This window comes from Paenibacillus sp. V4I3 (genome assembly GCF_030817215.1).
In the GTDB taxonomy this organism is placed as follows: domain Bacteria; phylum Bacillota; class Bacilli; order Paenibacillales; family NBRC-103111; genus Paenibacillus_E.
In genome coordinates, this window is the sequence record NZ_JAUSZA010000001.1 from 1860444 (window position 1) to 1876411 (window position 15968).

6 protein-coding genes and 1 pseudogene are annotated in these 15968 nt (G+C 44.9%); 5 read left to right on the forward strand and 2 right to left on the reverse strand.

Translation table 11 applies throughout. The annotated features are described in order from the left end of the window. The 5 genes and pseudogenes from QFZ77_RS08700 to QFZ77_RS37745 form a co-directional block, all read left to right on the forward strand. Positions 1–318 carry a cytochrome C oxidase subunit IV family protein gene (locus tag QFZ77_RS08700; RefSeq protein WP_307438521.1) on the forward strand — a complete coding sequence of 106 codons (318 nt, stop codon included), beginning with the start codon at positions 1–3 and terminating at the stop codon, positions 316–318. 75 nt (positions 319–393) lie between these two features. Then, positions 394–1251, forward strand: a complete 858-nt coding sequence (locus tag QFZ77_RS08705) for a cytochrome c oxidase assembly protein (RefSeq protein WP_307438523.1) — start codon at positions 394–396, stop codon at positions 1249–1251. 9 nt (positions 1252–1260) lie between these two features. Next, the gene (locus tag QFZ77_RS08710) at positions 1261–1722 is read left to right on the forward strand and encodes a DUF420 domain-containing protein (RefSeq protein ID WP_307438525.1); all 462 of its coding nucleotides are present in this window, start codon (positions 1261–1263) and stop codon (positions 1720–1722) included. A 461-nt stretch (positions 1723–2183) separates the two neighbouring features. Further along, positions 2184–11861: a glycoside hydrolase gene (locus tag QFZ77_RS08715; protein WP_307438528.1), complete on the forward strand. Its 9678-nt coding sequence runs from the start codon at positions 2184–2186 to the stop codon at positions 11859–11861. 68 nt (positions 11862–11929) lie between these two features. Continuing rightward, a pseudogene (locus QFZ77_RS37745) lies at positions 11930–12076 on the forward strand (S-layer homology domain-containing protein); the annotation flags it as partial. Between the two features lie 71 nt (positions 12077–12147). Here the strand turns inward: QFZ77_RS37745 and QFZ77_RS08720 are convergent. After that, a complete protein-coding gene (locus QFZ77_RS08720) occupies positions 12148–14745 on the reverse strand; it encodes a PAS domain S-box protein (RefSeq protein WP_307438529.1) in 2598 nt (865 codons plus the stop codon). A gap of 170 nt (positions 14746–14915) precedes the next feature. Next, positions 14916–15806, reverse strand: a complete 891-nt coding sequence (locus QFZ77_RS08725; protein ID WP_307438530.1) for a LysR family transcriptional regulator — start codon at positions 15804–15806, stop codon at positions 14916–14918. Positions 15807–15968: the final 162 nt, after the last annotated feature.

The following is a 15968-nucleotide window of genomic DNA, read 5'->3' on the forward strand; positions in this document are numbered from 1 at the left end:
ATGAGCAGCAATTCTCATGATACACACGCACCTAGCAAACGAGTAAAGCATGAATCACCATTGAACCACTACTTGTCTTACATTATCTCGATTCTTCTCACGATGTTGGCTTTCGCTGTCGTTCTTTACGGAGACTTGGATCGTTCCTTTATTTTAATCTTCATCGTATCCTTGGGTATTGTGCAAGCTTTAGTCCAACTTCTGTTCTGGATGCATGCCAAAGAAAGAGGACACTTATTCCCGCTTATTTTTTTGGGTGCAGGAGCTTTCGTTGCTCTCACCGGTGTTATTACAGCAGTATATTGGATGTGGTGGTAAGAAAGCAGGAAGAGGCAACTTTGTCTAGACAAAGTGCCTCCTCTTTTTTTAATTGAAAGGAGATAGAGATTAGCTATGAGCCAAATTGGTGGATTTTTCGATTTGTGGAATCCTGTTATACTGTTGGTGGTCGTCGTTGTCGGATATGTCTATAGTCGATTTGTCGCTAAGGGGAATGGGAATTTCGCAGATGCCGAGCCAGTTTCGGAAAAACAGAAGCTATATTTCTTTACAGGGCTTGTCCTGTTCTACATTGGACAAGGAAGTCCGATTAACTACATCGGACATCATTACTTGTTTAGTGTTCATATGCTGCAGCAAACGATTCTCTATTTAATTGTTCCTATATTTATATGGCTAGGTACGCCTGCTTGGGTGCTCCGTCTTTTCATGCAAAATCGAGTCTTCCGCGGTACATTTTCATTTTTCGCACGTCCGCTGATTGCGCTGTTTTTGTTCAATATGCTCTTCTCCATCTATCACATGCCTTTTATTATGGACGGTTTGATGAAGAATGATGTGTTACTTGTAAGTTATCATACGGTGCTTCTGATTACTGCGTTCATGATGTGGTTCCCTGTATTTTGTCCACTTCCGGAGCTGAATCGCCTGAATGACCTAAAGAAATTAGCGTATATTTTCGGCAATGGTATGTTGTTGACACCCGCCTGCGCGCTTATCATATTTGCAGATTCGATCATTTATGATATGTATTCGAACGTTACTGTGCCTTTCACTCATTTGTCTCCACTGGATGATCAACAGCTCGGCGGTGTTCTTATGAAAATCATTCAAGAAGTCGTATATGGATCTACACTTGCCTATATTTTCTTTAGATGGTACCGTAGAGAGCGTAAGGAAGAAGACGATATGGATCTTGTTGAGACACAAGAGAGCTTGAATAACCAGGGCGGGAATTGGAATCGCGCTTAGAAAGGATTTATGGAGATGCACATTTTACCAACTATTTCTACGATGTTTATCGTTATCAGTGCCATATTTGTTGGTTTCGGCTGGTATCATATTGTAAGAGGGAATCGGGAAACGCATCAAAAGCTGATGGTACTTGGAGCAATCTTCGCTCTAGCGTTTTTTATCATCTACATGTCCCGTACCTTGTTTGAAGGAAACACGGCATTTGGCGGGCCTGAGAGTCTGAAGCTGCCGTATCACTTATTCTTGTTCTTCCATATTACGCTGGCAACGGTGGGTGGAGTGCTAGGTCTAATCACCTTATGGTTTGCTTACAAAAACAAGTTTCTAAAACATAAAAAAATCGGACGAGTCGCCGCGATTGTATGGCTGCTTACGGCGCCTACAGGCGTAATGGTGTATGTTTTGCTGTATTTGATGTATCCAGGTGGGACGACGAAGCCAGTTATTGATGCGATTTTTGGTTTGTAAGGAGAAGCTGAATGTGTGAGTATAGCTCACAACATTTGGCTTTTTTTGTTTTGTGAAATGTATAAGAAATCAGTGAATTATTGAAGAAAAAAATCTGTGAATAAAGATATTATTCACGGACGGCTTTTTTATATGGTTGCAGTACGTAAAAAGCAAAGTTTTGTTATAAATTTTGATGTTTCCTTCAATGTAAGCGATTACATAAAATTCTATACTATCCTTAATGGCTGATGATCAGAAATCAACAGCCAATGAAATGGGTTTCATAACGAAGCTATAAAGGAATTTGAAGGAGGGCCAACCATTGCAATTATCCAAAATGAAAGAAGCTGGTCATCCAACTTTCACCGGAAGCACTGAGGTAAACACAAGTTAATATACGACTGCTTTTTAGGCCTCATTACTACTACACGCAGAGAGCAAGATTGCTTTTCGAAGTTATAGCCCGAAGGAGGATAAAGATGTTAAAACGCACCCTGGCAATGATCACTTCCGTTCTGGTAGCGGCCAGTCCGATTGCACCGACTGTAACACATGCGGCAGATGTTAACAGGACTTTAGTGAACATCAATGCAAGTTCAACTTTTCAAACCATTGACAACTTTGGCGCTTCAGACGCGTGGTCCATGGATCCAATTGGAAAGGAATGGTCTGAAAGCAACAAAGAGAAGATTGCTGATTTATTATTTTCACAGGACAAGGGAATCGGCTTATCGAGCTGGCGGTTTAATATTGGAGCCGGTTCTAACGATACGGATGAAAGTATCATTACGATCCCTTGGAGAAGGGCGGAAAGCTTTAAGAAAGATGAGAGTAGTGCTTATGATTGGTCGAAGCAGGCGGGCCAGCAATGGTTTTTGAAAGCTGCAAATGATAGGGGTGTCAAAGATCTTATTGCATTTGTGAACAGCCCGCCGGTTTGGATGACCAAAAACGGACATGCACAGCCGGATGCTACCGTCGGCTCTACGAATCTTAAATCGGGTTATGAAGGCAAGTTCGCCGGATTTTTGACGGATGTTATGGATCATTTCGACAAATCAGGCATTCATTTTAATTATATCAGCCCTATAAACGAACCTACGTGGGATTGGAATGGAGCCGGTCAAGAGGCGAATCGCTATAACAACACGGACGTGATCAATGTCATTAATAGCCTTTATGCGGAGCTCCAGAATAAGAATATTACGACCAAAATCAGTGCTCCGGATGGCGTCGAAATCTTGTCCCTGCTTGACGATGCCAAATATGCGCAATTTATGGCCACCTCCCAAAATCCTAACGATAACAAACTGCAATATCAGGGAGGAAGCAATAAATTAAATGTAGGCAAGTTCCGGGAATATATAAAGGATCTTCTGGGCAACCCTGAAATAGCTTCCAAAATCAGTAACAAAATCGCTTCCCATTCCTATTGGTCAGATACGGTTTCGGATCGGAATGGGGACCGCTTGGGGGAATTGCGGAAGCTGCTGTGGGAGAATCTTCAAAGCACCTTGCCGGGTTCCTCCTACTGGATGAGTGAATATTGCATCCTAGGCGATGTCGGGGAAATGCAGGGGAACGGCAGGGACTTGGGCATCGATCCTGCACTTTTGATAGCGCGTACGATTCATTATGATCTGTCTGTTGCGAATGCATCCGCTTGGCAATGGTGGACGGCTGTATCCAAAGGAGATTATAAAGATGGGCTGATCTATACGGATTACGGTATGCCGGGAGACGAGCAATCGATCTATTCTTCCAAAATGTTATGGGCGCTCGGGAACTATAGTAAATTTATTCGTCCAGGCGCTAAGCGGATAGCCATGACCGGATTGGCGGAGAATGATCCCAAGGGGCTGATGGGGTCGTCTTATTTGCATGAGGGCAATAATAAAATGACTTCCGTCTTCGTGAACTACACCAATGAGGACAAGCCGGTTACTGTTCAATTGAATCAGTTGCCGGAAGGAAAAAAAGTATATCATCTTACGCCGTATGTGACGAACGCAAATGAAAGTTTGGCTCAGCATGACATGGTAACGGCCGATGCAGACGGTGCTTTCCAATATACCATTCCTGCAAGGTCTATTGTTACGTTGGACGGCAGCTATGCGGCGGCAAATCAAGCACCGGAAAAACCGGGTATTGATTCGGTCAAGTCCTTGAATAAAGCAGCAGAAATCAAGATAAACGACGTTTCAAAAGCCGAAAGCTACAAGATCGTCTACGGTACATCCCCGGACAATATGAATAGGACAGCCGGTCCCGTGACGGGTTCAAACTACACGCTCCTTGGCCTGGAGAATAATTCGATCTATTATATCGCGGTAATAGCCGTGAACCATAACGGTGATAGTTCTCCTTCGGACACGGTATCCGTGACGCCGAAGCTGAGTCCGCCACAACAGGTTTCCGCTAATCCCACTGATGGAGGGGTGGAAATTCAATTTTCCGCTGATCCCAATGTTCCACATTATCTGGCAAAGTGGGGAACCTCCAGTGGTGCCTACAACGGAACCGTTGAAATCGCAGGTCAGGATGGCATATATAAAGGAACCCTTACAGGCTTAACCAACGGCAGTCCCTATTACGTGGCGATCCAGGCACAGGACGGAGTGGATACCAGCTCCTTGTCTCCGGAAATGATAGTTACTCCAACGATACAACCACCAAGTAAGCTGATTGCCATTCCAGGTGACGGCAAAGTTCAACTTGAATTCCCCGAGGTGCAAGGCGTCACCCAGTATTCTTTGGAGATGACGACGGAGAATGGGGCGCCAAACATCTTAGAGCTCCCTACGAATTCTGCAACTGTTGATCATCTGACCAACGGCCGAAGCTATTCCTTCCGAGTTTCTTCTGTTGGTGTAGGTGGGGTTGGTCAACCAACAGCGAACATTCAAGCAACGCCTCAAGCCGAAACCGTTACGTGGGAAGATGATTTCCAGAATTCTACTATGAATTCCTACAATCCGGACGTCAGTGTATGGAAAATGGAAAATGGTTTACTCAAGCATCAATCCGGAGGAGATAACCAAGGAGAGCTTTCCATCAAAAATATCAATATGATAGACGGCATGATCTCTGTTACGGCCAAACATTCAGAGTTAGGCGCTGATTGGGGAATCGTATTCCGCGGTACGGATTATAATCATGCCTATGCTTTTGGATTTGAGAACGATGCCCTTTTCTTGCGGAAGAATGGCACGAATATGACCAACTCGAAAGCCTTCTCGGCTAAGCTGAATCAACTGTACCCTTTAAAAGTTGTTTTGGATGGTCCGCATATTCAGGCATATCTGGATGGCGAGTTGATCTTTGATGTAATAGATTCCTCTTACAGCAGCGGTATGGTAGGACTGCATAGCTGGAGTAATGCGCAGTTTAGCTATTTAAAGGTTACCCGGGCGGATGGCTTGATGAAAGCTCCGGAGATCTACACCGTTCATATCGGCAACCATCGAATTGACCTGAAGTATGCGGAAGTCGATGGGGCAACCGCCTATACGGTACAATACGGCACATCACCCGATAACTTGCAGAATACATTGGCCGTAAGTGGTGGAAATGCGGCAGTAACCGGACTTAGTAATAATCAAGTTTATTATTTTAAGGTTGTTGCCATGAATGGCACCATTCAGACCGAATCAAGTGTAAAATCGGGTGCACCCCGCGATATCCAAGAACCGCAGCTGCTTTATTATGTGGATGCTGGAGACGGAAGTGCGGCTTTTTTAGAAGATGGAGAGTCTTTTGGGGCCTTCAACGGAGTGGAGGATCAAGCCTACGGGGTGGATCCGGTTACCGGGAATATGTGGGGCTATGTAGCAGACGGTGATTCCACTTGGGCCCGAACAGACGCCACCAGCAATTTCGAGACCATTCGGCAATATGACGGGAACGACTTGAATAAAGGGCTTGCCTATAAATTCAATCTTCCCAATGGGGCGTACCGGGTTACAGTCGGATTTTTCGATCCTTGGTCTGATATTAACCGCAAGATGGATTTGACCATTAACGGGATAACGACGTTAACTGATTATGTCATTGGCATTGGCCAGGAAGTAAAGCAGTTTGACTCCATCCATGTGTCGAATGGTCAGCTTGAAGTGAAGGTTCTCAAGAAGGCCGGCTCCAAGCCTATGCTAAGTTGGATCAAGGTAGAGAAGGAATTGTTGTATTATGTAGATGCCGGGGATTCAAGCCCTGATAAATTGGAAACAGGCGAGGAGCTTGGTGTCCGGAACGGCGGGGAAGATCAGGCCTATCAGGAAGATCCTTTGACTGGATACAAGTGGGGCTATGATGCCGATGATTCTCAAACCTGGGCAAACCAAAATGAGGATCGCTGGAACAGCATTCGCCAGTACGATGGCAATACAAACGGCAAAGGCTTAAGCTATCGATTTGAAGTGCCGAGCGGTCTGTATAATCTGGATCTGGGTTTCGATGATCCCTGGGATAGTTCCGACCGAGTAATGGATCTTGAAGTAGAGGGACAAAAAGTCCTTACTAACTACTTGGTCGGATCGGGTCAAGACGTGAAACGGGTAGTGGGCATTTCCGTTACGGATGGAGTGCTTGACGTAAAGATCACGAAACAAGGAAACAGTAAGCCGCTTATCAGTTGGCTCATGGTTCAGCATGATAACGGCATTCCCGTTCAACCGGTTATCAAACGCGTAGCTGAAGGGAATTCCCAGGTTACCCTGTATTTTGACGAGACCCTTAATGCCGCCTACGACATTGCTTATGGCACAGATGAAGGGAATCTTGCCAATCATGTTTCTGTACCGGGAAATGTCAATCATTATACGGTAGAGAACCTGACGAACGGCACACCGTATTATTTTGGGATGACAACGGTTAGAGGGGACTTGTCCAGCGCCATATCCATTGTGAAAACATCGACTCCTGTGGGCCCTGCGGACCCTAATCTTTACTATTTTGTTGATGCAGGGGCGACGGCCGTTCAAAACGGAGTTACACTCGGTGTGAAACAATCGGTTCCTGATCAGACTTTTGGAGCGGACCCCATCTCCGGAAAAACCTGGGGATACGTTGCGGACGACGGAAAAACCTGGGCCAAGAGTGATGAAACAGATCCTTATCTGTCGATTCGCCAATATGACGGAACTGATAACGGAAAGGGAATCGCTTATAAATTTGAAGTTCCACACGGAACTTATACCGTACAAATGGGTTTTGACGACCCTTGGGACTCGTCATCCCGTTTGATGGACATCTATATTCAAAACGAGCTCAAACTTCAAAATTATTTGGTTGGCGACAAGCGGGAGTTCAAGGAATTTACTGTGGACGTGGATACGGACCAGCTTGACGTAAAGCTGGTTAAGGCAGGCTCCGACAAGCCTGCTGTAGGTTGGATTTCCGTCCGTTATGTGAAACCACTTCCAGAACCGGTCGATACAAGTCATAAGCTTTGGTACAAATTCAACGAGGGCAGCGGGACAACGGTTAACGATTCTACCGGAAACGGCCATACTGGTACACTGAGTCAAGGCGCCTCATGGGGAACAGCAAAAAATGGCAGTGGTGCTGTCACGCTGAACGGAAGCAACGGCTTCGTACAGCTGCCAAATGGGATTCTGGCTGATATAACGGATGTCACGGTGGCAACGAATGTGTTTATCGATCCAACAATCAGCAATCCTTACTGGATCTTTACGTTTGGTTCAGCCGAGGACCCTGGTTCGGCTTCTGGTACGAAATATTTTGGTATGCTGACTGATGGAGGCGGCAATTCCCGTGTCAGCATCACGAATGACAGATGGTCCGCGGAACAGAACGCAGCGAAGGGGTCTTCCATCTCCAAGGGCGTGTGGAAGAATGTCGCTGTGACCTTATCCGGCACAACCATGACTTTCTATGAGGATGGGAGCAAGATTGCCGAAAAATCGAACGTAACGCTGTCTCCCAAGGATATGGAAGCGACTATAGCCAACTATATCGGCAAGCCTGCTTATCCCGCAGATCATTACTTGAAAGGGCAGATTTCGGATTTTCGCTTATATAACCGTGCCTTATCTGCCGATGAAATTAAGCATGTATGGATCGAGTCTCTGACCGACAGCGAGGCGGTTCAGGCGGTTAAAGAAGGGCTTAGTCTCGGCGATACTACGGCTGTGGTCAGCAACTTGACACTCCCGACTACCTATGCAGCCGGAGTGAATATAACATGGAGCTCCGATCGTACGGATCTTATTGCTATTGATGGCAAAGTGACCAGGCCGTTAGACACAGATACAACTGTTCATTTAACAGCAAGTATCACTAAAGGGTCTGCGACGGACACTAAGACCATTGCGGTAACCGTTTTGAAAGCAGGAGATGTGGTAGGACTGGATTCCCAATCTTATGTGTTGTTCTTTAACCAAACACACAAGACGATAGTCACTGTAACCCATGCAGATGGGTCCGTGGAAGATGTTACGGGTACAGCAACGTTTGAATCCTCGGATCCGAACGTCGCCGAAGTGGACGGTTCGGGAATAGTGACCGGGCTCCATAAAGGGACCGCAGTTATTAAGGTTGCTTACAATGGAGAGACATACCAAGCGACTGTAACGGTAAAAAATGAAATGCTGCTTTGGTATAAACTGGATGAAACCAGCGGTACTTCTGCTATTGACTCATCGGGGAATGGGAATGACGGTGTACTCAAAGACGGCGCAACCTGGGGACAAGGAATTGGAGGCACCTCCCTTCAATTAGGCGGTGGTTATAATGGCGCATATGTGCAAATGCCGAATAACCTTCTCCAGGGGGTTGACGATTTAACGATATCGGCCTTCATGAAGATGGATGCAACTGCGGCGGCGCCGCAATGGTTGGCGACATTCAGCAACACGAACAATGGATACATCTACTTCGCGCCGACGCTGAGCGGCAGGTTCAGATACTCCATCACGCCTACGAATTGGAGCGGAGAGAGTGGCGTAGCCAGCAGTTCGATTCCTGTCAATTCTTGGAGGCAGGTCGCGGTGACCTATTCTTCCTTGACAGGTACCGCCACCTTGTTTGTGGACGGGGTTGCTGTACAAACCAATGTGATTTCAAAAAAACCGAGCAGTCTGGAACCGACCAATGCCAACTTTATCGGTAAGCCGTGGCCTAATTATGGCGACCCTTATTTTAAAGGCAATGTCAGCGACTTCCGCTTATACAACAGAGCATTGGACGCATCGGAAATTCAGGCGATCTATGGAAGCAAGCTGAGCGATATGTTTTTAACAGATCAGATGGACCTGACGCTCGGGGATACCAGCGCTGTACAAGACAACTTGACGCTCCCGACCAGAGGTTTGTATGGAAGTGCCATCACCTGGACTTCGAGCAATGAAGCTGTGGTCAATAGTCAGACAGGTAAGGTAACACGTCCTGCAGCTGTCGCCGGTAACGCAACGGTAACGCTGACGGCGACCATCAGTAATGGCCAATCAACAGCAACCAAAACCTTTACTGTAACCGTCATTAAGCAGCTTGCAGATGCTGAGAAATTAAAACACGATGCTGAGAACCTGACGGTACATAACATTAACGATGTCCGCGACAATCTGACATTGCCTGTAAAAGGTGACTACGGCTCCTTGATTTCATGGTCCTCTGAGGATCCTGCCGTTGTTACACCAACCGGTGAGGTGAAACGTCCCGCAGCAGGTACCGGAGATGTGGAAATCAAATTAACGGCAACGCTCAGGATGAATGATGAGGTTCTTACCAAAGCGTTCTCGGCACATGTCAAGATGTTGCCCGCCAAGCCGAATTATGCAGGCTATCTGTTTGCCTACTTTATCGGCGAAGGCACGAAAGATGGTGAACAGCTCTACCTGGCATCGAGTAATGGGAATGATCCGCTGCACTGGAACAATTTGAACAGCGGCAAACCTGTATTTACCTCTCACTTGGGTGAGAAAGGGGTTAGAGATCCCTCTATTGTTAGGTCACCGGATGGTGATAAGTTCTACATGATCGCAACAGATCTAAATATTAATAACAACGGAGATTGGACCCGGGCTCAAACAACAGGCAGCACTTCCCTGTTGATCTGGGAATCTTCGGACCTGATTCATTGGTCCAACCAAAGGCTGGTTAAGGTATCTTCCGATTTGGCAGGAAATACTTGGGCACCGGAAGCGTTCTATGATAAAACGACTGGAGAATATGTGGTATTCTGGGCATCGAAGATCTACAGTGATGCCACTAAGTCGGGCAGTCCGAACGAAAGAATGATGTACGCGAAGACGCGGAATTTTTATACTTTTACGGAAGCCCAAGAGTATTACAACCCCGGTTATTCGGTCATTGATACAACGATGATTGAAAACAACGGGAAGATTTACAGATTTACCAAGGATGAACGTGATTTAAACGCTGCCACTTCACCTAACGGCAAGATGGTATTCGAGGAATCAGGCAACTCCATTTTCGGCAACTTCACCATGATTAAAGAAGGAATCGGGAAAGGGAGCATTCCTGCGGGAGAAGGACCGCTGGTTTTCAAGGCTAACGGAGAAAATAAATGGTATCTGTTTATCGATTATTTTTCCGGTGGGGGCTACAAGCCTTTCTACACCACTGATTTGGATTCCGGCATATGGACCCCGGTTTCAAGCGGATACAGCCTCCCGATACCGACGCCGAGGCATGGAACGGTGCTGCCGATCACAGCGGAAGAGTTGGCGAGAATCAATGGAACGCTACCGGTAGAAGTTGCACCTGTGGTTGGTGAAGTGACTAACGTGACGATGGATCAGCAGGCTCTCACGTTAATTCCGGGGCAGATGGCACAATTGAAGGCGACCGTTGTCCCCGATCTTGCAGGGAACAAGACCGTCCTGTGGTCAAGCAGCAATGAATCTGTTGCCAAAGTCAACAACACGGGAACCGTAACCGCAATCGGCAATGGAACTGCTACGATTACGGCGACCACGGTGGATGGTGGAAGGATTGCCACGGCTCAGGTTACGGTTCAGGAAGCAGGCACTGTACCTGTAATACCACCAACGACTACCGATGACGCTCCTGCCGGTTGGGTGAACAAAGACATTACGTTAACTCTCACGGCTAGTGACAACGGCTCTGGCGTAGCCGGCACCTACTACACCATGGATGGCGGTGTAGAGCAACAAGGCACCTCCGTTGCCATCACGGCCGAGGGCAATCATACGATCTCGTATTGGAGTGTTGACAAGGTAGGCAACGCCGAATCCCCCCATTCGGCGGTTGTACAACTGGATAAAACTTCCCCAACCATCACAGGCGCTCCGACGACCAGCGCAAACGCGAGTGGTTGGTACCCCAGTAATGTGACGGTTCATTTCACCTGTACGGATGCCTTGTCAGGTACTGTTAGCTGCGCGCAGGATAGCACCATCTCTACCGAGGGCGCTAACCAAAGGGTACAGGGAGATGCGGCGGACAGTGCAGGGAATACTGCTTCTGTTACAGTGAACGGTATTAACATCGACAAAACGGCACCGATAACGTCCGATAATGCTCCCGCAGGCTGGTCGAACAAAGACGTTACAGTAACGTTCGCGGCTAGCGACAACGGCTCTGGCGTAGCCGGCACCTACTACACCGTGGATGGCGGTGCAGAGCAACAAGGCACCTCCGTTGCCATCACGGCCGAGGGCAATCATACGGTCTCGTATTGGAGCGTTGACAAGGTAGGCAATATTGAGTCACCACATACGGCAGTAGTGCAAATTGATAAAACGGCACCTACACTGAATTTGGTTTTGGATAAAACTACTTTGTGGCCGCCAAATCATCAATTGATTATTGTGAAAGCAAATGTTGGCACCAATGATAGCCTTTCTGGAATCTCATCTATTGTTCTTACATCCATCACAAGCAACGAACCTGATAATGGGTTAAGTGATGGAGATCAGTCAAAAGACATCCAAGGCGCAAACATCGGTACATTGGATACTGAATTTATGCTTCGTGCTGAAAAATCTGACAATGATAACAATAACGATAACAACAACGATAACCAAAACGATAAAAATAAGGAAAAGGACAAAGGACGAATATACACCATCACCTATACAGCTATTGATTTTGCAGGAAATAAAACGACCAATACAGCGACCGTTAAAGTTTCTAATAACCAATCTAGCAAGTAAGGGTGGCGTAGCTGTAAGTATTTAAAAAAAGAAAATCGGAGGACAATCTTTACGGATTTGCGGACAGGTCAGAAGTCGCATCCTATGCGAAGCAAAGCGTAGCTACGCTAATCAAGAATGGAATTATCTACGGGGACGGCAGCAGAATCAATCCGCTCGGGAATGCAACGAGGGCAGAAACAGCAGTGCTTATGTATAGAATATACAACAAGTAGGCATTACTGGACCATTAGCATCATTATGCTAATGGTCTTTTTGCGTATCATAGCATGAGTAATACGAAGCTTTAATGCGCAATCGGAAGACTTACCTCTATCGTTGTCCCTTTATTTTCCTCACTGAACACGGCGACTTCTCCGTGATGATTTTCTATAATCCTTTTACTGACCATGAAACCTAGTCCGGTTCCTTGTTCTTTTGTTGTGTAGAAGGGTTCTCCTAACTTAGAAAGAATGTATTCGGGAATCCCACACCCTTGATCGATAAAGCGAAGCAATATATGATTTTCATTTTTACTTGTTAATTGAATAACGATATTTCCGCCTTTGGGCATAGCTTCTATAGCGTTTTTAATAAAGTTAATACACACTTGTTTCAATTGATTTTCATCACACAGAATAGGGGGAATATCTGGATCAAACTTCGTGATGATTTGAACATTGTTGATAATGGCTTGCGTATCTAGTAGGGTGGTCACTTGTGCTAAGAGCATCCGAATGTCTTTACGTTCCGTTTGAATGATTTGAGGTTTTGCAAGAATTAATAGTTCACTCAGAATCATTTCAATTCGTTCGATTTCGGAGGCCATAATGTCCAAATACATTTTTTTCTCGACGATGCCAGATTTCATGAGTTGAACGAATCCTTTAATTGCAGTGATTGGATTGCGAATTTCATGAGCAATTCCTGCCGCTAATTGACCCGCAATGGATAATTTCTCTGACCTAATCAATAGCTCTTCCGCTTGCTTTTTGTCAGTGATATCCCTTAGGATCACAGCCCAACCATTAATATGTCCATTCTCACCCCGCATAGTGAAACTCGAAATCATAACCGTAAGAATAACGCCATCTTTTCTTTTTCTAATGGTTTCATATCCTTCAATGGCCTCAAAAGATTTAATTCTAGCCAGATTATGAACGACCTCTGGTTTAAGTTTAAGTGGAATGTTGGGTAAATCAAGTACATGGAGTCCAACAATTTCGGTCTCCGTCCATCCATACGTTTTTTCAAAGGCATGATTGAATCTTACTACTCTGTCTTCCAAATTAAGGATAAGAATCGGATCCACATTTCGATCAATAAAGGATTCAAGCTGGTCTTTCGCTGCTTTCAGTTCTTGCTCCGCACGTTTTCTTTCACTAATATCTCTTCCCACAGCTAATACTTTAACAATTTCCCTGTCTTCATTACGTATGATTTTTGCCGTTGTTTCAAACCAGACATAGTGTCCTTGTTTATGACGAACTCGGCAAGTAAAAGTATCCACATCTGATTTCAGCAGAATACCTGTATCGATAAAGGAAGCAACATCATCCGGGTGCCAGAACTCGATTGCGACTTTGCCTACATATTCAACAGGCTCATATCCAAGTAAAGCCTTAATGGCAGGGGAAACATAACGAATTACGCCATCAGGCGTTGCATACGAAATAATATCCTGCGCATTCTCTGAAATGAGTTGGTATAAATTTTGACTTTCTTCTAGCTTTTTCCACAATTCTTTTCGGTATGTGATATCACTAGCAATTCCGTAGACACCAATGACTTGCTGATTAACAAAGATCGGGACATTGGTCACATCGAAGGTCGTATGTCTCCCTGTCTTATTTATACCTGACGCCTCGTATCGCTGTGCAAAACCTTTTGTCGCTTGAATGAAATGATGCTCTACCTGTTCATAATCTGTAGGATCTACGACCGAACGAAAGTTTATCGGATTCTCTATCATTTCCTGTTTCGTATAACCCATCAGTTCTTCAAAAGATTGATTAATAGAGGTGTAGTTTCCCTCCAAATCCATTGAATAAATTAGATCCGGGTGATAGTCGAAAAGGGATTTATAACGCTGTTCGTTGTCCTGCAAGTTACGCTCTTTTTTGATTCGTTCGGTAATATCTCTGGAAACGACGATAATTTCTTTAAGCTCGCCTGTTTCTGAATCAAGAAGGGAGCTGCTAGTTGACTCGATCCAGATGTATCTTCCATCCTTTTTACGTATTCGAACGATCCTGTTAGAATGCTTGTCTGTTTGAAGGATAGCTATATGATCCTGATTTCCCATTTGGACATCTTCAGGATGAAGGAATTCATAACCTGACTTCCCGATCATTTCTTCAGGCGCATACCCAAGAACTTCATAACAGGAAGGAGATGCGTAGAGATAGGTTCCGTCAGGGTTGTGCATAGTAATGAAATCAAAAGCATGCTCCACAACGGATCGATAGCGTTGCTCTCTTTCTATTAAGAGGCGCTTTTTCTCTTGTATTTCGTTATAAGCGATCTTTCGATCGGTGATATTGATAACCTGAGATATGAAAAATAGGGGTTCTCCAGCTTTACTTTTTACTAAGGAGACCGTTATTTGTACCCATACAATCTCGCCCTCTTGCTTAATTAAACGTTTTTCCATTTGATATGATTCTCTCATACCTTCTATTAATTGGTTTCTAAACGCAAGGTCAAGGTCTAAATCATTGGGATGTGTCATTTCTTGAACGGTCTTAAGGAGTAATTCTTCCTCAGATAATCCTAAGATCGAGCAGACAGTTGAATTTGCTTTGATTACGCTCCCATTAATTGCTACGAGAACCATACCAATCGGAGCATACTGAAAGGCCTGGAAAAATAAGGTTTGATTCTCTAGCTGTTGCTCAATTAGCATTTCGTAACCCTCCCGTTATAACTCGATGTATGAGTTCTTCTATGGAATTGTTCTTTTCTCCTTCTAGCTTTATAAACAAATATCCAATTATAAAGAAGGCTCTCCATCTGGAGCGATGGAGAACCTATTTTGACTTATGTCTTATGTCGTTCGTAAACATCCAATCAGAGTCAGTTATCTGTTTCCGACAGCTCTTGGCTAAACGAAATAAACTCACGCATAGCGTAAGAGACGTAGTGATCCTTAGGCCAAATAATAACTAAATTCCATGGAATAGAAGGCTCTGTTAAAGGTAACGTAAGTACCTCCGGACAAGTGATTTTACTGCAAATCGTCTCGGGTATGATGGAAATACCTGCATTCGAAGCAACCATTTCAGCCAAAAGGTCCCACTGCGAGCTTTCGTAGACAACGGAAGGATCGAATCCTACGGATCGACAGGCATGAATGACATGGTTTCGAACGGCATAGCCGCTAGGAAACAGGATAAAGGGTTCATTTCTTAGCTGCAGCAGAGATACGCTGGATTGCTTAGCTAGCGGATGAGAACGATGGATGATGAGCGCTAATTTTTGATAGATAAAAGGCAAGGTTTCAAAGTTAGACGTGTAAATAGGTCCAACCACCACACCGAGATCAAGCTTTCGATTTTGCACAAGGTTTTCTACATTCTTAGCGCCTTCTTCGACAAGTTGGAAGTGGATATTAGGATGTTTAATTTGGAACTTTGCGATAACTCGTGTAAAGAAAACGGAACCAACTACTGGGGGCAACCCTATGGTTATGGTTCCTTTTTTTAGGTTGGAGACATCATCTAATAGGTGATGAAGATCATGGACAGCCTGAACGATGACTTGAATCTGTTTAACGGCGATTTCTCCCGAGTCCGTCAATTGAACATACTTGCCTGAACGATCAAATAAAGTAGCGCCCAGTTCTTCTTCTATATTTTTCACCATTTTACTCAGTGTTGGTTGTGTGAGGTGAAGGGTTTCGGCCGCTTTGGTAAAATTCATGTGTTTAGCAATTTCAAGCAGATAAGTTAACTGGCGTAAATCCAAAGGATCATCCCTCCCCGACCTATAGCATTTTTTCATGATTGTCATTCCAAATATGAATTTTACCTCTTGGGAATCTGCATGTAAACTGAAATTAATCCAAATGTAATTTAACCAGTTTATTCATACCAGACAAGTTGGAAGCGCTTTACAAATGACTATAAA

What these genes read in the sequence shown, in the direction of transcription:
- QFZ77_RS08700 (WP_307438521.1), top strand. Translation starts at nt 1, where the DNA reads ATGAGCAGCAATTCTCATGATACACACGCACCTAGCAAACGAGTAAAG.
- QFZ77_RS08705 (WP_307438523.1), top strand. Translation starts at nt 394, where the DNA reads ATGAGCCAAATTGGTGGATTTTTCGATTTGTGGAATCCTGTTATACTG.
- QFZ77_RS08710 (WP_307438525.1), top strand. Translation starts at nt 1,261, where the DNA reads ATGGAGATGCACATTTTACCAACTATTTCTACGATGTTTATCGTTATC.
- QFZ77_RS08715 (WP_307438528.1), top strand. Translation starts at nt 2,184, where the DNA reads ATGTTAAAACGCACCCTGGCAATGATCACTTCCGTTCTGGTAGCGGCC.
- QFZ77_RS08720 (WP_307438529.1), bottom strand. Translation starts at nt 14,745, where the DNA reads ATGCTAATTGAGCAACAGCTAGAGAATCAAACCTTATTTTTCCAGGCC.